Annotated in this window: 23 protein-coding genes; 7 read left to right on the top strand and 16 right to left on the bottom strand. The window is 33.3% G+C overall.

Features of this window, described 5'->3' with window-relative positions:
* The first annotated feature begins 246 nt into the window (after window positions 1–246).
* Window positions 247–1,077, top strand: a complete 831-nt coding sequence (locus IJI93_RS05540; protein ID WP_292821056.1) for a F420-dependent methylenetetrahydromethanopterin dehydrogenase — start codon at window positions 247–249, stop codon at window positions 1,075–1,077.
* A 132-nt stretch (window positions 1,078–1,209) separates the two neighbouring features.
* Here the strand turns inward: IJI93_RS05540 and hisB are convergent, their stop codons facing one another.
* The 5 genes from hisB to IJI93_RS05515 are packed head-to-tail and all read right to left on the bottom strand — an operon-like array spanning window position 1,210 to window position 4,994.
* Window positions 1,210–1,788 carry an imidazoleglycerol-phosphate dehydratase HisB gene (gene hisB / locus IJI93_RS05535; RefSeq protein ID WP_292821054.1) on the bottom strand — a complete coding sequence of 193 codons (579 nt, stop codon included), beginning with the start codon at window positions 1,786–1,788 and terminating at the stop codon, window positions 1,210–1,212.
* 39 nt (window positions 1,789–1,827) lie between these two features.
* A complete protein-coding gene (locus tag IJI93_RS05530; RefSeq protein WP_292821051.1) occupies window positions 1,828–2,028 on the bottom strand; it encodes a 4Fe-4S binding protein in 201 nt (66 codons plus the stop codon).
* A 15-nt stretch (window positions 2,029–2,043) separates the two neighbouring features.
* Complete coding sequence (locus tag IJI93_RS05525; RefSeq protein WP_292821049.1) at window positions 2,044–2,736, bottom strand: TOBE domain-containing protein; 693 nt, start codon at window positions 2,734–2,736, stop codon at window positions 2,044–2,046.
* A gap of 59 nt (window positions 2,737–2,795) precedes the next feature.
* Window positions 2,796–4,358: a flippase gene (locus tag IJI93_RS05520; RefSeq protein WP_292821047.1), complete on the bottom strand. Its 1,563-nt coding sequence runs from the start codon at window positions 4,356–4,358 to the stop codon at window positions 2,796–2,798.
* A 51-nt stretch (window positions 4,359–4,409) separates the two neighbouring features.
* Window positions 4,410–4,994, bottom strand: coding sequence for a flavodoxin family protein (locus IJI93_RS05515; protein ID WP_292821045.1), 585 nt, complete (start codon window positions 4,992–4,994; stop codon window positions 4,410–4,412).
* A gap of 161 nt (window positions 4,995–5,155) precedes the next feature.
* Between IJI93_RS05515 and IJI93_RS05510 the strand changes: the two genes are divergently transcribed.
* Window positions 5,156–6,010, top strand: a complete 855-nt coding sequence (locus IJI93_RS05510; protein WP_292821043.1) for a phosphoserine phosphatase — start codon at window positions 5,156–5,158, stop codon at window positions 6,008–6,010.
* Here the strand turns inward: IJI93_RS05510 and IJI93_RS05505 are convergent.
* The 3 genes from IJI93_RS05505 to IJI93_RS05495 all read right to left on the bottom strand — a co-directional run bounded on the left by IJI93_RS05505 (window position 6,007) and on the right by IJI93_RS05495 (window position 9,451).
* Window positions 6,007–6,288, bottom strand: a complete 282-nt coding sequence (locus tag IJI93_RS05505; RefSeq protein WP_292821041.1) for a zinc ribbon domain-containing protein — start codon at window positions 6,286–6,288, stop codon at window positions 6,007–6,009. The two genes, IJI93_RS05510 and IJI93_RS05505, sit on opposite strands and share 4 nt — an antisense overlap.
* A 46-nt stretch (window positions 6,289–6,334) precedes the next feature.
* Window positions 6,335–7,561 carry a bifunctional 5,6,7,8-tetrahydromethanopterin hydro-lyase/3-hexulose-6-phosphate synthase gene (locus tag IJI93_RS05500; RefSeq protein WP_292821241.1) on the bottom strand — a complete coding sequence of 409 codons (1,227 nt, stop codon included), beginning with the start codon at window positions 7,559–7,561 and terminating at the stop codon, window positions 6,335–6,337.
* A gap of 66 nt (window positions 7,562–7,627) precedes the next feature.
* On the bottom strand, window positions 7,628–9,451 hold the full coding sequence (locus tag IJI93_RS05495) for a threonine--tRNA ligase (protein ID WP_292821039.1): 1,824 nt from the start codon (window positions 9,449–9,451) through the stop codon (window positions 7,628–7,630).
* Between the two features lie 100 nt (window positions 9,452–9,551).
* On the opposite strand from IJI93_RS05495, the gene cfbB reads away from it, so the two are divergent.
* Window positions 9,552–10,907: a Ni-sirohydrochlorin a,c-diamide synthase gene (cfbB, locus tag IJI93_RS05490; RefSeq protein WP_292821037.1), complete on the top strand. Its 1,356-nt coding sequence runs from the start codon at window positions 9,552–9,554 to the stop codon at window positions 10,905–10,907.
* A 3-nt stretch (window positions 10,908–10,910) separates the two neighbouring features.
* The gene (locus IJI93_RS05485) at window positions 10,911–11,972 is read left to right on the top strand and encodes an oligosaccharide repeat unit polymerase family protein (RefSeq protein ID WP_292821035.1); all 1,062 of its coding nucleotides are present in this window, start codon (window positions 10,911–10,913) and stop codon (window positions 11,970–11,972) included.
* Here IJI93_RS05485 and IJI93_RS05480 read toward each other — a convergent pair.
* Window positions 11,958–12,854 (bottom strand): restriction endonuclease, encoded by an 897-nt coding sequence (locus tag IJI93_RS05480; protein ID WP_292821033.1) that lies wholly within the window; start codon window positions 12,852–12,854, stop codon window positions 11,958–11,960. The genes IJI93_RS05485 and IJI93_RS05480 overlap by 15 nt on opposite strands.
* 130 nt (window positions 12,855–12,984) lie before the next feature.
* Here IJI93_RS05480 and surE point away from each other — a divergent pair, with 130 nt between their 5' ends.
* Window positions 12,985–13,761: a 5'/3'-nucleotidase SurE gene (gene surE, locus IJI93_RS05475; RefSeq protein WP_292821031.1), complete on the top strand. Its 777-nt coding sequence runs from the start codon at window positions 12,985–12,987 to the stop codon at window positions 13,759–13,761.
* Between the two features lie 5 nt (window positions 13,762–13,766).
* On the opposite strand, the gene IJI93_RS05470 is transcribed toward surE, so the two are convergent.
* Window positions 13,767–13,910 carry a hypothetical protein gene (locus IJI93_RS05470; RefSeq protein ID WP_292821029.1) on the bottom strand — a complete coding sequence of 48 codons (144 nt, stop codon included), beginning with the start codon at window positions 13,908–13,910 and terminating at the stop codon, window positions 13,767–13,769.
* 74 nt (window positions 13,911–13,984) lie between these two features.
* On the opposite strand from IJI93_RS05470, the gene IJI93_RS05465 reads away from it, so the two are divergent.
* The gene (locus tag IJI93_RS05465; RefSeq protein WP_292821027.1) at window positions 13,985–14,182 is read left to right on the top strand and encodes an LSM domain-containing protein; all 198 of its coding nucleotides are present in this window, start codon (window positions 13,985–13,987) and stop codon (window positions 14,180–14,182) included.
* A 58-nt stretch (window positions 14,183–14,240) separates the two neighbouring features.
* Here the strand turns inward: IJI93_RS05465 and IJI93_RS05460 are convergent, their stop codons facing one another.
* Window positions 14,241–15,368 (bottom strand): MFS transporter, encoded by a 1,128-nt coding sequence (locus tag IJI93_RS05460; protein WP_292821025.1) that lies wholly within the window; start codon window positions 15,366–15,368, stop codon window positions 14,241–14,243.
* 81 nt (window positions 15,369–15,449) lie between these two features.
* Here IJI93_RS05460 and IJI93_RS05455 point away from each other — a divergent pair, with 81 nt between their 5' ends.
* Window positions 15,450–16,919, top strand: a complete 1,470-nt coding sequence (locus IJI93_RS05455) for an MFS transporter (RefSeq protein WP_366513284.1) — start codon at window positions 15,450–15,452, stop codon at window positions 16,917–16,919.
* Between the two features lie 8 nt (window positions 16,920–16,927).
* On the opposite strand, the gene IJI93_RS05450 is transcribed toward IJI93_RS05455, so the two are convergent.
* The 5 genes from IJI93_RS05450 to IJI93_RS05430 all read right to left on the bottom strand — a co-directional run bounded on the left by IJI93_RS05450 (window position 16,928) and on the right by IJI93_RS05430 (window position 21,929).
* Window positions 16,928–17,932 carry a methanogenesis marker 12 protein gene (locus tag IJI93_RS05450; protein WP_292821021.1) on the bottom strand — a complete coding sequence of 335 codons (1,005 nt, stop codon included), beginning with the start codon at window positions 17,930–17,932 and terminating at the stop codon, window positions 16,928–16,930.
* A gap of 49 nt (window positions 17,933–17,981) precedes the next feature.
* Entirely contained in the window at window positions 17,982–18,974 is a 993-nt protein-coding gene (gene ilvC / locus IJI93_RS05445) for a ketol-acid reductoisomerase (RefSeq protein ID WP_292821019.1), read from the bottom strand.
* Window positions 18,975–19,219: 245 nt separating this feature from the next.
* A complete protein-coding gene (locus IJI93_RS05440) occupies window positions 19,220–19,747 on the bottom strand; it encodes a carbonic anhydrase (RefSeq protein WP_292821017.1) in 528 nt (175 codons plus the stop codon).
* 1 nt (window position 19,748) lies between these two features.
* Entirely contained in the window at window positions 19,749–20,234 is a 486-nt protein-coding gene (ilvN, locus tag IJI93_RS05435; protein ID WP_292821015.1) for an acetolactate synthase small subunit, read from the bottom strand.
* On the bottom strand, window positions 20,235–21,929 hold the full coding sequence (locus IJI93_RS05430; protein ID WP_292821013.1) for an acetolactate synthase large subunit: 1,695 nt from the start codon (window positions 21,927–21,929) through the stop codon (window positions 20,235–20,237).
* Between the last annotated feature and the right edge of the window lie 87 nt (window positions 21,930–22,016).

The raw sequence follows: 22,016 nt of genomic DNA, 5'->3' as shown, positions 1-22,016 counted from the left end.
TTTTAACAATAGTCAACTTTTTCATTGATTTTTTTGGGATATTTTTCATGAAAATTACCAAATTTTACATTTATTTCATTAAAGAAAATTATAGATATCCAAATGAATGTATAAACAATGTGAAATAATTTAAAATAATGAATAATGTCAATTAAAATTATTAACTGAATGATTAAAAATAATAAATAATAAAATTTAAATAGTTTTTGAATTAAAATTATAAATATCGAAAAAGGAGACTTAATTATGGTAGTTAAAATTGCTATTATTAAAAGTGGTAATATTGGTACTTCACCAGTAATTGACCTATTGTTAGACGAAAGAGCAGACAGACCAAATATCGATGTAAGAACATTTGGATCTGGAGCAAAAATGAACCCAGAACAAGTAGAAGACGTTGTTCCTAAAATAGACGCTTTCGAACCTGATTTCGCAATTTTCATTAGCCCAAACCCAGGTGCTCCTGGACCAGCTAAAGCAAGAGAATTATTATCTGAAAAAGATGTTCCTGCTATTATCATTGGTGACGCACCAGGTAAAGGTAAGAAAGATGAAATGGACGAACAAGGATTAGGTTACATTATTGTAATGTCCGACCCAATGATTGGTGCAAAAAGAGAATGGTTAGACCCAACTGAAATGGCAATCTTCAACTCCGACATCTTAAAAGTATTAGCAGAAACCGGAGCATTAAGATTAGTACAAAAAACCATTGATGCTGTAATTGCACAAGCAGACGCAGGCGAAGAAATCGAATTACCTAAACTCATTATTACTGCTGAAAAAGCTGCAGAAGCTGGTGGATTCGCAAACCCATACGCAAAAGCAAAAGCTATTGCTGCATACGAAATGGCTGGATCCGTTGCAAACTTAGACATGAAAGGTTGTTTCATGACCAAAGGTTTCGAAAACTTCATCCCATTAGTAGCTGCTGCTCACGAAATTGCTGCATGTGCTGCTAAATTAGCACAAGAAGCAAGAGAAATCGAAAAAGCAAACGACACTGTTTTAAGAACCCCTCACATGAAAGAAGGAAACCCAGGTTGTAAAACAGAGTTAATCTCAAAACCACAATAAGTAGCTTAACGCTACTTTTATTTTTTTCTTTTTTTTAACGTTTTTCAAAAACCAGCTATTTTTCCAATCCATTACTAAATTAGAAATTTAAATTTTAAAAATTAAATAAAAAAAAGATAGCTAAATTAATAGCTATAATACTCCTTTTGTAGAAGGAATTTCATCATGTTCTATTTTAATAGCTTCTTTTAAAGATTTAGCAAATGCCTTAAAGACAGCTTCAGCTTTGTGGTGGTCATTTACCCCATCAACAGTTCCATAAATATTTAATTTGGCTGAACTTGCAAATGACTCGAAAAAGTGGATTATAATATCAGAAGTCATGTCTCCGATTTTTTCATTTTTAAAATCAAGATCCATATTGCAGTAGCTGCGTCCGCTAATATCAATCGCAACGGTTGCAACAGATTCATCCATTGGAACAATAGCATGTGCCATTCTTTTAATGCCTCTCTTATCACCAATTGCTTGCAAGAAAGCTTCACCTAGCAATATTCCAACATCCTCAATGGTGTGGTGGTCATCAATTTCAATATCGCCGGAAGCAATCACATCCAAATCAATCATGCTATGCTTAGAAAATGATTCCAACATGTGATTAAAGAAATTAACACCAGTTGAGATATCATATTTACCTGTACCATCAAGATTCATCTTAATGATAATATCTGTCTCGGAAGTTTTTCTTGAAACGTTTGAATTTCTACTCATAATCTAACCCACAAAATAATTAATTTAAGCTTTAAGCATTTACACCTCTTCGCCAGGACGTATGATTTTAATGCAATCTGTAGGACATTCCATAGCGCATAGTGTGCAAACATGACAATATCTCAAATCCAATATATGTGCAACGCTGTCAACTTTCCAAATTTTAGCTGCTTTAGGACAAATATCAAAACAGTTGCCACAACCTATGCATTCCTCTTCATCAACTAAAATTTGTAACATACATTCACCTTGAAACTATAACTTTAAAGTAGCAACGGACATTGCCTTAAATCCTACATAGATTTCTTTACCTATATTAAGGTTTAATTCCTTCTCAGCAGATAAGGTAATGTCTGAATATATATTAATGCCGCCAACATCAATCCTTACACGAATAACTTCATTTTCAAGTTTCATTTCAACAATTTGACCTTTTAAGATATTGCGTATACTGGATGTCTGAGGTTCCAGCATTAAGAAAATATTATCGTAACTTATTAAAGCTAATAGTTTATCTCCGATTTCATAATTCCTATTTAATGGAGCATTAATTTCAAAGTCATTCATCTTGATTGTCATGACTCCTCTGGCTTCATTAATGTCAACGATTTCTGATTCAATCTCATTAACATCCTTATGAAGCTCCATAATAGCATTAATTTTTTTACATTCTTTCAAAATAGAATATCCTTCTTCGGTAAGTGAAGTCCCACCTCCACCACCTTTTCCCCCTTTAGTAGTATTCACAATTTTAACATTTAGTGCTGATTCAATTTTTTCAATATAATTTAATGCAGTCCTGTAAGATACCTTGATTGATTTCGCAGCTGCGGTAAGTGATCCTGTATCCAGAATATTTTCTAACAGTTGGAATTTCTTACTGTCCAACAGGAAAGAGTTTCCATCAATATTGATTTTATACTCAACACCCGCTTTTACATCGGTCATATTATAATCCCCCAATTATAATTAATAAAGTTTATATCTTTCTTATATTAATAAGTTTCTTATTTATTTCTAAATTCCACTTTTTCAACAAAGTCTAATAATTTATTAACTATTTTAGATAAAGGACCCAGTTTAGATGAATATTCTCTTAAAGTCTCAATATCTTCTTTTGTGAAAAACTTAACCAAAATCAATGCAAAGAAATAAACAATCATACAAACGATAATTCCAGGGAATAGCCATAATGCTGTTTTTGGAATAAGTAACCCGAATAAACCCATAATACCTGTTGCAGCCAATATTTTTAAAACGGGCAATTTAGGGGCTTTGGTTTCAGTTAATTTAAATACAAAGTAAATGCATGGAATCATCATTAAAAAACAAGCAATTGTTGTAGCGGCCGCACCCCCGGCAATGCCTAAAATTGGAGCAAATATCCAGCAAAGAACTGCAGTAGTGATAGAACCAAATATTAAAATATACATTGGAATTCTAGGGTTTCCAATACCTTGGATGATACTGGTTGATATTGCAAATATTGAATAAAAAGTCATACCAATAGACAGTATTGCCAAAGCAGGAGCACCGGCAACATAAGCGGGAATTTTGAAATAAAGCAACCTTAAGATAGGTGCTGAAAATAAAGCAAGGCCAACACACATCGGAACTACAAATAACAATGAAATTTTATAGGATTCTCCAACATACTTTTGAAGTGATGAAATATCTTTAAGTTTAAAAGCCTCAGATGAAGCGGGCAAAATTGTAGTCGCTACTGAAATAGAAATCATTAAAGGCAATCTAGCAATAGGATCCGCCGCTGTGAAAAATCCAATATCTGCCAATGTTAGAAATCTGCCCATAATAAGAGTACAAATGTTATAAATAAGCATTTCGGCAATTGCAGTTATGATTACAGGAATTGAAAATCTAACCAGCACGATTCCTAATTTAAGCTCATCACGCAATGAAAATTCAAAATCGCCGGTAGGTTGAGGAATATATTTCGGCATGAAAAATTTGAATATTAAAACAGAAGAAACTGCAGCAAGCGCATAACCGATGACTGTACCCCATAGAGCCCCAATAACAGAAAATCCTATTAAAACAAATGCTGTTGCAAATAAGATCATTCCCAATTGCTCAATTGCACGGGTATAAACAATATATTCCATCTTATAAACTCCCTGAAATGCGCCTCTAAATGCTCCTAAAACGACACTAAAAGGGGTAATCAAACCAATGATTTGTAACGGAACCATGACTTGAGGTTTATGCATGAAATTATTAGCCAATATTGGAGCTATGAAAAAAATCATTAAAAATCCCAATAACAATCCCAGGAAAACCATAATCTTTAATGCAGTATAAATAGTTTGCCTAGCCATGTTATGGTCATCAACGGCCTCATATTCGGCAATATATTTAGAAATAGCTGGAGGAAGACCCCCAGAAGCTAGAGTTTGAAAAATTCCTTGAACAGACATTGTTGTTCCTAAAATACCATTATTTACCGGCCCAAGCAATGTAGCCATTAAAAAACGATACAGATAACCGCCTATACGGAAAATAATGTTACCTATAAAAATTATCAAACTGCCTCTCACTAACTTATTTGCCATGATATACCTTTAAAAAATCAGTTATTATAAATATAATATTATTTTTACTATTTAAATATACTTATTTAGGAAATTTTCAAATTCAGTTAAAGTTCTATCCAAAGACTCCATTCCATATGTATCATTTTTGATATCATCTAATGAATCATTTGACCAAAATGAAGCTCCTAAATTGGAACCGAATGGCCCGCCACTTACTGGAATAATGCCATGTATCATAAAATAAGTGATATTTTTTAAGTGTGCAAAATCCTGACCGCCGGTCCTGTCTCCGCCGACTGCAATACTCATTCCAATTTTACCTCTTAACAGATTATAATCGATAGCTTCCAAAGCACGTGTCCTATCCATTATGGCTGATAAATTAGAACTTATGCCTCCGCTTTGAATCGGAGTGGCCAATATTATTCCATCCGAGTTTTGAAGACCTTCATAGACATGTTTCATATCATCATCAATAATGCATTTCTTATTTTCCAAACAATAATCACAATGCATGCATGGTTTAATGTCCTTTCCGCTGCATGTGAAAATCTCAGTTTCAAAATTGTGCTCGTTTAACTTGGATAAAGCATTTTTTAAAACATATTCTGTTGTATTGTTTCTTGGACTGGCACAAATACCAAAAACTTTCATGTTATCAAAACCTTCACTGTTGATATTAATTTATAGAATTTTAAATAAAAATATTTTAAGTTAATGATTTTTAAGAAATATTAAGATAAACTCAAAAAATGACAATATTCTAAAAATATTTATACTTTCATACACAGATATATAAATCGTTGGGATATGTTATGAAGATGGGTAAAGGTATTGTAAAAAAATATTCTAGAGAATATCACAGGACACTGAAAAATGGTGAGAGAAAAAAATACACCACAGAACAAATTCAAATAACAGTTCCTAAAAACGAAGATATATACAATAACCAGGAAGAAGTATTAATTATCCCTCACGATGAGATTGAAAATCTTAAAAGCATGGAAGAGGTAAATGAATCTTTAAAAATAGCTAATTATTTACTTGTAGAGGAAGTGAAGGTATTGAAAGAGCAGCTTAAAAATAATAATAATCCATCCACTTTAGAATATGAAAAACAAATTGAAGCACTGAAAGCTGAACTGGCTGAAAAAAATAATGCTTTAAGTAAAATTGAAGATAAATATACTTCTCTGCATGAAAATAATCTCGATAACTTGAAAAAAGAAAACGAAAACATTAAAGACAAACATTCCAAGCTAATTATCGAAAATGAAAATCTCAAAACAAAATTCGTCAACATCAAAGAGGAAAATGAAAACCTCAAAACCAAATATTCAAGCATTAAAGAAGAAAACAAAAACCTTAAAACAAAATGCTCAACCTTAAAAGAAGAACACGAAAATATTAAGGACAGTTATGCTCAAATTACTGATAAATATGACCAGCTAAAACATGAAAATCTCTCTACAAGGACTAGTTATGCGGAGATTTATGAGCTTAATGAAGGTCTAGAAAAGGACTATGATACCCTGCGCCTTGAATACAATGATTTAGTTGACAAATATAATGACCTACAAGAAGAAATCTACAATATCAAATCTACTAAAAGCCATGATGAGTTCATAGCCAACAAAGTAAAAGAATTTATCTTAAAAAGTAGAAGTTAAAGAGTTTTATAATCATCCTGGAATTCCGGATTCCATCTTTTTAATCCTGGAATGAACATTGCTGTAATGCCGGTTGCCTGAGTTTCTGGCAATCTAGGATTTTTTTCCATCATTTCTTTTGTTTTTCTTACAATCATCTCATTTAGAGTTATATCCGGTTCTGTATATTCACCGTTTTGAAAGCAGTCAATACAAAATTCATCATTTGGACTTCCATCTTTGTTTGTCCCGTAATCTTCTTTTACAATTGGTCTACCACATGAATTACAAAATCCCATAATAAAAACTCCTTTAAAAAAAATAGAAAATAAATTAGAAATTAATCTAATTTACTTGTTCGTCTTCATCCATCGCAAGTCTCATATTATCTGGATCAGGTGGGAAATGTGCTAAGAAGTCTTGAGCAGATCTTCTTACATCTCTAGAACCGATAATATATCTTCCTGCAATAATAATGTCTGCACCTTTGTCGATAGCTTCTTCAACATTATCAGGTTTAATACCACCAGCAACTGCAATTAAGCCGCCACCAATGATTTCTTTAATCTTTTTGATGTTACCCCATTCAGTCATTTCACTGGTATCTTCACCTTTTTCAGCTTTATAAGTTTCTAAATCGACATTTCTGTGTAATAATACTATATCCGGTTTTAAATCATCAGGTATTTGAGATAATTTTTCTTCGAAGTCTTTAACATTCATCATGTCAAGGATGGAGTAAATACCTTGTTTTTGAGTTTCATGTATTGCTTTTTTAATTGATTCGATAGTACCAAGACCAGAAATAGCAACTGCATCAGCAGTTTCGTCTGCAGCCATTTTGATTTCTACACGACCAACATCTAAAGTTTTTAAATCAGCAATAATAAATGCATCCGGACGTAATTCTCTGATTTTTCCAACAACTCCAACACCGAATTTTTTAACGAGTGGAGTTCCAGCTTCGAGAAGCACTCTTTCTTTGTCAGGCAAATCCTCAATGATTTTAGCCATAACATCCAAGTTGTCAAGGTCAAGTGCAACTTGTAAATATGGTGGAGACCAAAGTTTTTGTACTCTGAATCCCATAATTGGGTGAGTTCCACGATCTTTTTCTGCAAGTACTTTGTCCATAGATGGGTAACCTTCCATTGCTCTTCTAATAGCCAATTTTGTAGCTCCGTAATTGTATTGATATATTTTTCTGAAATCCTTTGCAGAAGGGTCGATAAATACACTTACATTAATAACAATGTCTTCGACAATGTCTTTTGGAATATATCCATCTTCCACTGCATCAGCTACTGCCCTTGCAACGGCAGTTTGTGCAGGTCCAAATATTTTACTAGCATCATCTAAATCTCCAACAGTTACTTTAGGAATAATTAAAGTAGCTGGTTTAGTCATTAAGTTTGGTCTGATTACACTTGTTAAAGGAGTGTGTCCAACAGATAAATTGGATAATCCATTAGCAAAAGCTTGACCAACAGGCCCGAATTTATCACCAATCAATAAATCAACGTGAGCTAATTCAGGTCCATCTCCAATAAGAGCTTCTCCTATTCTGTACATTGGGTCCATTAAATTTCCTCCGTAATATAATAACATTTAATAATTTATTTTTATTGATAAATATAATTATTGGAAGTTAATCCTTCTTGAAATATCCTTAGGCAAAGGCAATCTTCTGAAAGGTTTTCCTTCACATTTTTCTTTAATTTCAGCTATTAATTCATCAACAGTCATTTCAACCTTTTCACCGGTTTCACGAACAGTCACTTGGAATTTGCCTGATTCCATTTCATTGTCACCTACAACAAAAATATATGGAATCCATTCCTGAGATGCATTTCTGATTTTTTTACCAACACTTTCATCTCTATCATCAATGTCAACACGAATGTTAGAAGCATTGATTTTATCATAAAGTTCACTGGCAAACTCTTTGTGTGATTCTCCAACTGTTAAAATTCTTGCTTGAATTGGGCTTAGCCAAGTTGGCAACATCGGTGCTCTTTCATTTATTTCCAGTGCAGTTTTTTCAAGCATTGCGCATAAAACCCTTTCAATACTTCCAGTTGGGGAAGTGTGCAGGATTGTTGGATTGTGCTGCTCTCCATCCTCACCTAAGTATGTAATTCCAAATCTTTTTCCGCTTTCAACATCTATCTGAACAGTCGGATTTTCAATTGGACGGCCTAAAGCATCAATATTTGCAAGATCGATTTTGCATATCCAATAATGGTGTCTTTCAGGCAAGATTTCTAAAAGGATAGGTTTTTTGAATTTGCGAGCAATTTCATACATCCATTCCTCGTTTTCCTCAAAGAAGTCTTGGGTTGCTCTGAAAATCACTTCAAAGTCCAAATTCAAATCTTTACCTGTTTGCATACACATGTCAGTTTGAGCGGAAAACTCATCTAAAGATGAAGGTACATCACAACAGAATGAGTGGCAATCAGGCATGGTAAATGCCCTTAATCTTTTAAGACCAACAACTTCACCTTTTTTCTCATAACGGAAACTGTATCTGGTCAATTCGAAAATTTTTGCAGGGAAATTCTTCCAGGTTAAGTATGAATCGCTCATTAATCTAAATGCACCGAAACAAGCTGCAAACCTAAGCATTAATTTCTTTTTAGTGTCAGTACGGTATTGCCTTTCACCGAATTTGTAAGCATGTTCGTAAATAGCCTGATTATCCAAATCATAGAAAATTGGAGTTTCAACAGGCATTGCTCCACGACTTACAGTTAAATCGTAAACATAATCAGATAACAAATCTCTGATTAACTTTCCTTTAGGATACCATCTGAGGTTTCCAACATCGGATGCCGGTTCATAATCGCAGATTTCTTTTTCTCTCATTAATTTAACGTGTGGAGGTTCACCTTCATCAGATGCCCCTTGTCCGAGTTCATAATCAACGAGTTGTTTAAAAGCTTTATTTTCAAATTTAAAGTCATCAATTTGAGTGATCTTATCTCCTTCAAGAATTTGCCAGGTTGAAGGTTTCCTTTCAACCTTTTCTTCCTCAGCATCTGCAGTGATTGTTCTTGAAAGTTCACTTAATGGATGACCCTTACATGAAATCTCGAATGCCTTATACCATCCGAAAGGTACTCTTATAACATTTAAATCTTCAGCAAGCAAAGCTTCTTCTGTGTCTTTTAAAATTTGAATAGCTATTTTTGGAGAACCTAATGATGAAGATAAGTGAGCATATGGATACAATACAATATTTTCAGCTTTAACTTGTTCATTGGTCTTTTTAACTTCACTGACTAAATTTTTAACAATACCTTCTGGATTATCTTCGTCTTCTTTTTCAACACTTGTAAACACTACTAAAGAGTCATCGAAAGCTCCTTGCATTTTAGCCTCGTCAATTTCTTCAGCAACAGGTGTTTTGTTCTTTACAGTATAATTTAAATAATCAGAATGAATTAGTAAAATTCTCATTTAACCACCATATATTATGATTTAATTTATATGTTTAATATTATTTAAAATGATTTAATGATACAAAAATTGTTATATAACAAGATGCAAATTACTAAATATGAGAATAATTTTAGCAGGAACCGGTAGTGCAGTTGGAAAAACAACAATATCTACCGGGATCATGAAAGCCTTAAGTGAAAAATACAACGTTCAGCCATTCAAAGTTGGACCCGACTACATTGACCCGTCTTACCACACCTTAGCTACCAATAATGTGTCAAGAAACTTAGATTCATTTTTTATGGAATCCGGACAAGTTAGAGACTCCTATCTAAAAGCTATGGATGGAAAAGATATAGCTGTAATTGAAGGTGTTCGTGGACTTTATGAAGGAATCGACTCTGTAAATGATATTGGAAGTACTGCTTCAATAGCCAAATCATTGCAGGCACCGGTTATTTTAATTATAAATTCCCGAAGTTTAGTTAAAAGTGCCGCCGCTTTAGTTTTGGGTTTTAAAGCGCTTGATCCTGAAATAAACATTGCAGGAGTTATTTTAAACAAAGTCAAAAATAAAGCCCATTATGAAAAAACCAAAAGGTCTATAGAAGAAATAACAAAAACAGAGGTTATCGGTGGAATAATACGTGACGATTCTATATCAATAGAAGAAAGGCATTTAGGCCTTGTTCCTGCTCGTGAAAAAGAAAATTCTCTAAAATACATTGATATCTGGTCTGAAGTAATAAAAAATTCAATCGATTTGGACAGATTAGTAGAGATTGCCCGTGAAGCTCCAAAAATCACCTCAGACATTATTCCAATTTGGAATAAATTAAACAAACAGCCGGTTAAAATTGGAATAGCTTATGATGAAGTATTTAATTTCTACTATAAAGAAAATATTGAATCTCTAGAAGCAAACAATGCAAAAATTGAATACTTCTCACCGTTAAACGATGAAGAATTGCCTGATGTAGACGGACTATACATCGGCGGAGGATATCCAGAACTCTTTTCAAAACAACTTAGTGAAAATGAAAGAATGCTTAATGATATTAAGACTTTCCACCAGGAAGATAGGCCCATTTTTGCCGAATGTGGTGGTTTAATGTATCTCATGAATTCCATCCATGAAGACAAAGTTGTCAATATATATCCTTACAAAGCAATCCTAACAGATAGAGTGCAAGCTCTGAAATACACAATTGCAGAAGTGAAAGAAGACAACATCATATCCAAAAAAGGTGAAAGATTCCATGGACATGAATTCCACTATTCAAAAGTGCTGGTTGACGATGCAAACATCAAACATAAACTAGCATTTGATATTCTAAGAGGAAAAGGTTCCTATAATAATCAAGACGGTTTTATTGAAGGCAACACACTTGCAAGTTATGTTCATACCCATGTGGCGGCAATGCCTAATTTTGGAGGAAACCTGGCTATTTCTTCATATGAGCTTGGAGGATAAAAAATGAACATAGAAAAGATTGATTTCTTTCAGCCATTATTGGTTGTAGTTGCAATAATTGCATTTTTGGCTATGGGCTATGTTGGATCATTCAACTACAGATTTGAAGATTCTCTTAAGCTAGAAGTGATTTTGACAATTCTTTTTTCATGCATAATCTTTTCTGTTGGAGCAATAGCTATCAAATACAAAATAAATGTTGAAAAAACAAAAGAACTCAATTTTTTATCTGAAAGGCTATTGCTGGTTCTTGTCATTATAGCTTTAATACTGCAAACTCTAAATATGGTGTTACTTGGAGGAATTCCTCTTTTCAACAGCGTTTTAAAATCCAGTGCGACTACAAATATCTGGAGAATAGCATATCCCCTATTTTTAATAATGATTAACTTGCTGCTTGCAAAGCATTATGATAAAAAGTACTTACTGTTAGTCGTTGCCGGAGCTTTGATTTTTGGATTGAACGGATACAGAACCTCAGTTATCGGTATTTTAGGAAGTTCATTTATAACTCTTTATTATCTCAAAAAAATATCAAGAAAATTTGCTGTTGTTTTTATAGCCATAATGGTTATTGGAATGCTCGCTGTAGGATATATCGCATCTCAATCAATAGCCAATCAACACTGGACATTGAATCCCATTGAACTTATCTTTTATAGAGCAGCATTCACATTAGAAGTATTTGAAAAAATAATTCCATTAGGCGGAACAACACATGGCCATATTTTAAGTATGATTTTTTCATCAGGAAGTCCTAGAACCTTCATTGGGCAATATGTTCTTCACTACACTGTATGTTTAACATCAACACTATTTGGGCCAGTATACCTTGATTTCGGATTGCCCGGCCTAACTATACAAATGCTATTTATGGGAGCATTCTTGCAATTAGTCCACAAACTAAAAAAAGGAATAGGAGTAGCGATTTACTCCGTTATTTTAACACACACATTAATTTGGATAGAAACTGGACCAACCGATATAATGATTTGGTTCTTATATCTTTTAGGATTAATTTTAATAATAATTAATTTTAATCATATTAAATTAAACAAAAATTAATATGATTAAGATTACTAATGAAATGAAAAATACAAATGTTCCTTTTACAATGAAATCTCCATTTCTTTCTGTATATAATGACAGACCATATGATAAAATCAAGGCTGCAACCATCTCTATCAATCCTGTGATTCCTGCATCCATTTTTAAGATATTTCCTCCAAAGAATGCAAGGAAATAAGAAACTGCTACAACTAAAATAATCAAAACAATCGGATTGCTAATTAACTTAAACAATAACGGATTAGGGCTGGATTGCTGTTGATTGTAGTTATATAAATTAGTAGATGATCTGCCGCTGCTTATTGGAGAATTAACCCTATTCAATAGAGATGACAATCCTCTAGGCCTATCTTCTTCAACCTGTCTATACAATGAACTTTTATAAACGTGAGGGTTTTGATCCCGTCTTTGCATCAAATATTCCATGTCAGATGCATCATATTGATATTCAGGATATTCTTCATCAATATAAGCTGATGCCCCACCATCATAAGGAGTATTATCCAAAGTAGTTTGAGAAGTTCTATCCTGATATTTTTTAGCAAGCTCAATTAAATTATTCCTGTCCACTAGCTTAATGTTTTTTCTAAGTGCATAATTAGTTGCTTGGCTTGAAAAATAAGAGGAAGAAACAATAGTTACTTTAGACGCCTTTAAGCTTTCTCCAACTTCTTCCATCTCTTTTAAAACATCAACCCCAATTTCAAAATTCTTATCATAGTTTTTACATGCTACAACAACCCCAAAATCCCCAATTGTTGTCGGCAATATAGCATATATGTCTATAATCTTCTGTGAAGTTTTAAAATTCTTATAAACTTTGAAACCAGAGTCCTCCATCACTTTAGCTATAAAATTAATAAGTTGTGGTTTTTCCAATTTTCCACCCGCATGTGTTTTTTCTAAAAAAAATTACTAATATATTTTATACATTAAATTATTATTAAAGTTTATCATATCTATGCAAAAATATAAAATTATTTTAAGATGGTAATACCTTAATAAATATATGAAAGCATTAATAAGTAATGATGATGGAATAACTGCTTCAGGAATCCTAGCTGCTAAAAAAGCGGTGGAAAATTTATGTGATACATGTGTAATAGCACCTGAAACACAACAGAGCGGTATTGGACATGCATTAACACTTTATGAACCGTTAAGAGTGAATAAATATACTTTAAAGGATGGAAGTTTTGGGTATGGTGTAAGCGGAACTCCGACCGATGCCGTGACTATCGGACTATTTCAACTGCTTGATGAAAAACCGGACATCATGATTTCCGGAATAAATACCGGTTTTAATTTGGGACAAGCAGAACTGACAACATCAGGAACACTTGGAGCAGCCATTGAAGCGGCAAGTTTTGGAATACCTACAATAGCCATTTCACAAGAAGTGATTAGGGACGACATTAAATTTGAAAACGGTGAAATAGAAATAGATTTTGATTTTGCAGGAAAAATGCTCAATAAAATATCCAAAATTGTATTAAAGAAAGGATTGCCTGAAGGAATCGACTTATTAAATGTTAATATACCTGAAAACCCTGTAAATGAAGAATTTGAAGTGGTAAAATTAGGAAAAAGGATGTATACTCCAATAATGCACAAACGCCTTGATCCACGTGGAAAACCATATTACTGGATTGGAGGCGAACCATACGATTCAGATGTACCTGGAAGTGATGGTTATGAATTACGTAAAGCACATAAAACTACTGTAACACCTTTAAAAATAGATTTGACAAGTGATATGACTTTATTAAAAGAATGGTTAAAATAAAATACTTATAAGTTTAAATCTTTGAGTATTTTGTCTCTTTGTTCGCGAAGATCATTTAAAATCTTTTCATCGCTGCATCCATCTTTTTTTAACTGTTCAATTGTCCTTGTAATAGCTTCTAAATTTTCTTCTAATTGATTAATTGCCATGGTATAATATTAAAACATTAAAGTATATAAATATAGAATATAAACTATAATATACGATTAAAGGATTGAAAATCATGACTGACAAAGACCAAGTAAATAAACTATTCAGACAATTTAAAAATAAAAATGTGATTGTAGAATTAAGAGACAATAATCAGGCTGAAGGAAAAATAATAGCTATTGATAATTACTTAAATATCGTTTTAGAAAATGATAATGGCATTGAAACCTTAAAAGGCGGAAATATTGTATATATTAGCCTAAATGAATAACTTCACCCACAAACACCACATAACCATACGAAATACTATTTTTCTCATACACTCCTTATTAAACGGCATCAGGAGTGGCTCTGATTCTAATGACAACAAATGGAATTGCCAAAATCATCATAATTACAGATCCAAAGAAAATGTATAAAATACTGATATTGTCTATAATCAATCCACCAACCATTGTTCCGATAAATATACCTAAATTACACATCAATAAAAATATTCCATTTGCAAATTCAGGAGATTCGCTAACGGATGAAGTAACCCAATATTGTGAAACCGTATATGCAGACCCATCAAATATTCCAAAAATCAACAGGACAAAAAATTCTGTGAATGGATATTTAACGAATAATCCCAATATAAACATTATAACAGAAAACCCAATAGGATAAAAAAGAACAGTTAAACTACCCTTTTTTTCAAGTAAGTATCCGCATAAAACTGTTCCAAACATGGATGTTAAGCCCATTAAAAATAAAGTAACAAATAACATTTCACCGCTGATTTTAGTTACTTGATTTAAGAATGTTGGAATATAATTATAAGTGATACTTATACCTACAACCATGCAAAAAACATAAATTATCGAAAGTAAAAACGATTTAGATTTTGCATGACTAATCTGCAACATTATAGGCTCTTTATTACCTTCAAAATTAGGAATGAAGATTGCAGTTAAAATTAATGACACGACATTAATCAGAACAAACCACAGCATTGTAATCTGAAATCCATGAGTAAACCCCAAATAAGAAGTAATGGAAAGGCCCAATATGCTTCCAGCAGAAACCCCTAAAACTACCCTGTTTGTATAATGCGGAGCAATTTTGCCAACAATTGTTAAAGCGGAACTAACAGCAATCGGATAGAAAAATGCAGGAATTATTCTAAAAATAAGCCCAATATAATAATCTGTGACTAACAGTTCCATTGAATTAGCTATTATCGTGATTATCAATATAATGATTATGAGTCTCTTTTTCTCAAATCTTGAAAAAACTGCAGGCATTACCAAACTTGAAAATCCCAATGTTCCGGCAAATATACTTGCATACAAACTAGCATAATAAATAGAAACATTGAAATAAATCTGAATAACTGAAATAATTCCAACCATACTTAACAGCGTGGACAGCGAAAAACAAACACATGCCAACGCCCATACAGTTCTGTTTACCATCAATGATATTATGTTAAAAAAATAATATAAAGTTAATGATAACCCAAAAGAACTGAATTTTAAATATAATTAACTAAAAAAATATGGTTAGGAGGGCTTTCAATTAACATTTCGGAAAAGAAAATACTTCTTATAGTTGCCGCAACCTCACAATTAATCATGCAATTGATTGCTAATATGACCGTTGTAGCACTTCCAGACATAGCTATAGCTTTAAATTTTTCAGCTGAAGGACTACTATGGGTTAATTTAATTTATTTAATGAGTTTTGTATCTTTCAGTCTGCCCTTTGCTAAAATTATCTCGCAATATGGAATTAAAAAAAGCACTAAACTGAGTATTATTCTACTGTTCATATCAATCATGGTATCATTTCTATCCGTGAATGAATACATGTTTCTTTTATCAAGATTGCTTCAGGGGTTAACATCCGCCTCACTGGCAATCAGTATTTATGTAATAATTGTTGAAGAGTTTCAAGAGCATGAAATGGGTTCTGCATTGGGTATGGTTTCCTCAGCGGGTTATGTCGGAATGTTAATGGCTCCATCTTTTATGGGTTTTGTGATTTACTTTGCAGATTGGAAATTTGCATTTTTAATATTGATTCCTATACTTCTTGTTTTATTATATTTACTAAATAATGTTACAAAAGAATGGACTGGTGAGAAAAAACCGATTGATAATAAGGGTTCATTTTTCTATATTGTCATAATGGCTTTATTTACATATGGTCTCACAGAATTAGACGTATATGGTGCGATATTTTTAGTAATAAGCCTAATCATATTGGCAATATTTATTAAAATTGAAAAGAAAGTTGAAGAACCGATATTGAACTTTAATTTAATTAATAACACAAGATATGTAATCGGAAATTATGCAGCTATGGTAACTTATTTCACCACAACAATTGCCATTACCGCATTGTCTTTCCATTTACAATATATTTTAAATTTTGAGGAATATGTTGTCTCGATGATTCTTATTATTTCCCCTATCATAACGATTGGAATGTCAAATATTGGAGGTATGCTTTCAAACAAATTTGATCCGAGACTAATTTCCGCTACTGCAATGATATTTCTGGCCATTTCCATGGCAATATATTTCTTCGTAGACCATATACCATTTGAAATAATACTTGTCGGATGTGCTTTTCAGGGAATAGGTAACGGATTATTCTCAGCCCCAAATAACAAATATACTTTGACAATTGTGGATGAAGAGGACTTGGCTGATGCGAGTTCAATTCTATCATCAAATAAAGAATTTGGAAAAATTTTAAGTACCGGAATTTATACCTTAATCCTATCAATATTTTTCGGAAATCAAACTTTAGGACCAGAAGATTTAGATTATTTATTAGTACAATCCTCAAATCTTATGATGTTTATATGTATGATACTTTCAGTTTCTGCCGTCATACTGCTTCTTTATAGTTTCATGAAATATGAAAAAGGAATTAATAAAGGCACTGTAGAATTTTTCAAGTCAATTGCCCCAAAAAGAGTTTTGAAAAAGATAAAATATCTAATTTATTTAAGCTGAAAGAAGCATTACAGTTCAGCTTCAATTCCCAAAATATTATCTTCACCGTCATAGACGGCCTTGGCTATTTGAGCGGCACCGATTGATCCGGACTCTTTAGAAATTACTTTCAATTCATATTTATTCTTGAAATATCTATTGATTTCATCTTCAAAGTTAAAAGGTTCTGTTGCACTTCCAATTGAACCTGTTAAAACGATTCCTTCAATATCATTTTCACAAACTACATCCAGTCCAGCTATTTCCATTGCCACGGTCATGATTAAAGTATCAATAGCCAATTTCGCTTTTTCATCACCATTTTCATAGTTTTTTAAAAGTTGATCTTTCATATTGGCCACTTTGCCGTCGATTCCAGCTATTTTAATTGCACCCGCATGTGAAAAACATTCATTTGCAGTTTTTCTGCCTTCATCAATGTCACGTATCATTTCCAAATCGATTGGCCCATGCACTATGCCCATAGCACCAATGCATGCATCCATGGCCCCTTTAATCTTAGAATCTTCTATCAATATGTCAACACTGTTAGAGGATATATCCGCAACAATGAAATTTTGCCAGCCGGTTTCCTTAAGCGCATTATATGAAATGCTTACCTTCTCAGGACTGGCCTGATGAGAATAAGCTGCATTAAACAGCTCGTTTAATGAAGTAGAATTCTTGTGAAGACCAGGTATCATGATAGTTGGAATATCAGAATTTTCCAACTCTGAGAATACGGAAGTTCCTCCACCGGTAACCTTACCTGCACCATTGATTGATAAAATTCCTCTATCTTCAACCTTATCAATCGGTAAAATCTTATTGAAGCCGTCACCCATTGCATAAGTAATAGCCATCAATTTAACAGAGCTTAAATCAACACGTTTAGATAATTCCTCAATGGCCGATATCTTGCCGCTTTTAGAATCTTCCCTATCAATCTTAAAGATATCAATTATTTCTCCATTATGAGACATTATACAAAAAGAGATACCAGTAGTTCCATGGTCCATGCCAATAAATACCATGCTTACCACACTATAAAATTAATAAAAAAAGTAAAAAGGATAAAAAGACTTAATCGTCTTTTTGTAATCCACAAGCTTTTCTTAATCTTTCACCAACAATTTCAATTTCTTTTTGACCTTCAGCAGCTCTCATTTCTTTTAAGTTAGCTCCGTCAGTAGCGTTTTCATCAGCCCATTGTTTTTTGAAGGTGCCATCTTGGATTTCTTTTAAAACTGCTTTCATGCCGTCTTTAGCTTCTTGAGTAATAATTCTATTACCTCTGGTTAAACCACCATATTCAGCAGTGTTACTTACATCAGTCCACATTCCGGCAAAACCTTTTTCGTAGATTAAATCGACAATGAGTTTTACTTCGTGACAGGTTTCAAAGTAAGCGATTTCAGGTTGGTATCCAGCTTCAACTAAAGTAGTGAAACCAGCATTGATTAATTCAGTGATACCCCCGCATAAAACGGTTTGTTCGCCGAATAAGTCAGTTTCAGTTTCTTCTTGGAAAGTAGTTTCTAAAACGCCCGCTTTGGTTAAACCGCAAGCTTTTGCCATGCCCAATGCAAGTTGCAATGCATCACCGGTTGCATCTTGCTCGACTGCCACTAAACCAGGAATACCGAATCCTTCTTCATAAGTTCTTCTTACCATGGATCCAGGTCCTTTTGGTGCAAACATTACGATGTTTACATCTTCATCAGGTTTGATTAAACCAAAGTGGATGTTGTAACCGTGAGAGAATGAAATGGTGTTTCCGGATTCAACATACTCTGAAATTTGTGTGTTGTAGACTTTTTCTTGAATTTCATCAGGAAGCAAAATGTGAATGATATCAGCTTCTTTTGCTGCATCTTCAATAGTTTTTACAGTCATTCCATCTTCTTTTGCTAGGTTCCATGAGCTACCGTTTTCTCTTAATCCAACAATTACGTTAGCTCCACTGTCAGCCATATTTCTAGATTGTGCTCTACCTTGTGAACCATAACCGATTACGGCAATGGTTTTACCTTCTAAAGCATCTGTATTTACATCGTCGTCGTAATACATTTTCATAATAATCACTCGTAAAAATTAAGATATAATAAAATATCACATAATAGGTTTGAATTTCACCATTTATAAAAGTAACCTAATTTCAAATTTTCGCCAAATTATTTGAAACCATGAGTTTTTAGTACTCAATTGTCCATATTATATGCATCCCAATATATGATTTCAATATCATCTACAAATTTTTTAAAATCAGGCGTGTGAAAATATCAAACAGATGATAAAATAAAAAAAATAGAAATAGATGATTAGTAACCATCTACTAAAACTTTTAGCTCACCAGTTACAATATCGATTATAAGACCATGTACCGGCACATCCGGAATTAACGGGTGGTTTTTAATTTTTTCAACAACGTTTTTGACATTTTCTTCCTCATCATCAAATCCACCAATCCATTCAGCCAAATCATATTTGGCAATGTCTTCTTCTGAAATGCCTCTTGCAATCATTTTTTCCTTTAAGGCATCAGCATCGGCTCCTGCCATACCACATTCAGTGTGACCTACAACCAATACTTCTTCACAGCCTAAATTGTAAAGGGCTGCTCCAATGGATCTGATTGCATCTTCACCAACAATTGAGTTTCCGGCATTTCTAACTATTTTTGCATCGCCCCTTTCAAGTCCTAATGCAGGTTCAAAAAAGTCTATTAGTCTGCAGTCCATGCAAGTTAAAATAGCTAACTTCTTTTGAGCATGGTGAGACATTTCTTCACCTTCAAAGTTTTCAACAAATTTCTTATTATCTTCCAAAACATTTTCTAATATAGTCATTTTATACTCCCCTTGCCATGGCCGTAAGGCCAGTGCGTGAAATCTTTTTGATTCCGTAACCTTTTAATAAAGATATAAATGCATCAATTTTTTCTTTATCCCCAGTTAACTCAATTATTAACGTTTCTTCAGTAACATCAACAATTTTTGCTCTGAAAATATTAGAATATTGCATTATTTCTGCTCTTGCTTTTTCATTAGGGATATTGACTTTAACAAGACATAATTCCCTTTTAACAGCATTTTTAGTAATATCTTTAATCTTGATAACATCAACTAACTTATTTAATTGTTTTGTGACTTGTTCCAAACCCTTTTTATCGGCATGAACTGAAATTACCATACGGGATAATCCTTCAACTTCAGATTCCCCTACAGTAATACTGTCAATATTGAATCCTCTCCTATTGAATAAGCCAGCAACTTTTTGTAAAACCCCCGGTCTGTCTTCAACTAATGTGGAAATAACATGATACTCAAATGTCACTTAAATCACATCCTTCTCAAGTTTGTATTCACCAATCATCTCATTAATTCCCGCTCCAGGCGGAAGCATCGGCAGGGCTTCCTCGGAATCGATTACAATATCTAATAAAATTGATTCGTTATCTTTAATCGCTGAAGTTAATACCTCTTTAGTTTCACCAGGCTTTGTAATCCTTTCAGCATTTATCTTGAAACTTTCAGCCAATTTAACAAAGTCAGGACTGTCCTTAAACTCTGTTTGTGAATGCCTACTATTATATAATAATGTTTGCCATTGATATACCATTCCTAAAGTCCTATTTTCCAATACAACAGCAATAACCGGCAAATCATAATCATGAACAGTAGCCAATTCCTGACAGACCATTAAAAATCCGCCATCCCCATTTATGGAAACAACAGGATCATCCGGACATGCTACCTTAGCGCCAATAGCTGACGGGAATCCGAATCCCATGGTTCCAAGTCCACCGGAAGATATGAATTTGCGTGGCTTTTGGGTATCATAGAAATGAGCCGCCCACATTTGATTTTGACCTACATCTGTTGTTAAAATTGATTCCGGTGTTAATACCTCAGCAATCTCTTTTATAACTGTTTGCGGCTTTAACGGAACATCACTATAAGTGACTCTTGGAAGCAATTCCTGTTTTTTCTCCTTAATCATATTTGCCCAAGATTTAACATCACCGGATACTTCATGACCTTTTAAGGATTTGTTAAGAGATGACAATACATTTTTAGCATCCCCTGCAATCGGCAAATCGACATCCACATTTTTACCTATTTCCGCTGGATCTATATCAATATGAATAACTTTGGTATCCGGAACAAAACTGTCCAGTCTTCCGGTTGTCCTATCTGAAAATCTAATTCCGATAGCTATCAACAAATCGGATTCATTAATATAATCATTTGAAACTTTTCTTCCATGCATACCAAGCATTCCTAATGCCAAATCACTGGTTTCATCAATAGCTCCCTTACCTAAAAGTGAAGTCATTACAGGAGCATTAATGGTGTCTGAAAGTTCCTTTAACTCACAGCATGCATTAGATATAATTACACCAGCGCCTGCCAATATCATAGGCTTTTTAGCTTGCTTTATTAAATCACAGGCTTTTTTAATTTGTCTAATATTACCTTTAGTATTTGGATTATAACCCGGAGTACTAATTAAAGAATCATCAAATTTTGTCAGTTCACCTTCTTGAACTTCCTTTGGAACATCAATCACGATAGGACCTGGTCTTCCGCTTGCAGCTATTTCAAAAGAAGATTTAATCATTGAAGGTATTAAATCAGGGTCTTTTGGTTGAAAACTATGTTTGGTAATTGGCATTGTAATTCCAATAATGTCAGCTTCTTGAAATGCATCATTACCTATTAAATGAGTAGGAACTTGTCCAGTAATAGCAATTATTGGAGAGGAATCCATATATGCAGTAGCAATACCAGTTACAAGATTGGTTGCTCCCGGACCTGAAGTTGCCAAACACACACCCACTTTACCAGAAGCTCTTGCATATCCATCCGCTGCATGAGCTGCGCATTGTTCGTGTCTAACTAATATATGTTCCATGTCTGAATCATATAACATGTCGTAAAATGGTATGGTCTGTCCGCCAGGATAACCAAATATTGTTTTAACCCCCATATTTTTGAGGGATTCAATTATCGCTTCTCCGCCTCTCATTGTAAAAACCTTTTTATTTATTATACCACTAAATTTGTATGAAAAAATATATATAATTATCTTAAAAAAAATTAATGTTAATAGCTA

The sequence above is a fragment of the Methanobrevibacter sp. genome, assembly GCF_017431965.1.
In the GTDB taxonomy this organism is placed as follows: Archaea; Methanobacteriota; Methanobacteria; order Methanobacteriales; family Methanobacteriaceae; genus Methanocatella.
Note: the sequence above shows the minus strand (reverse complement) of the source record. Positions and strands in the feature narration are given on the sequence as shown.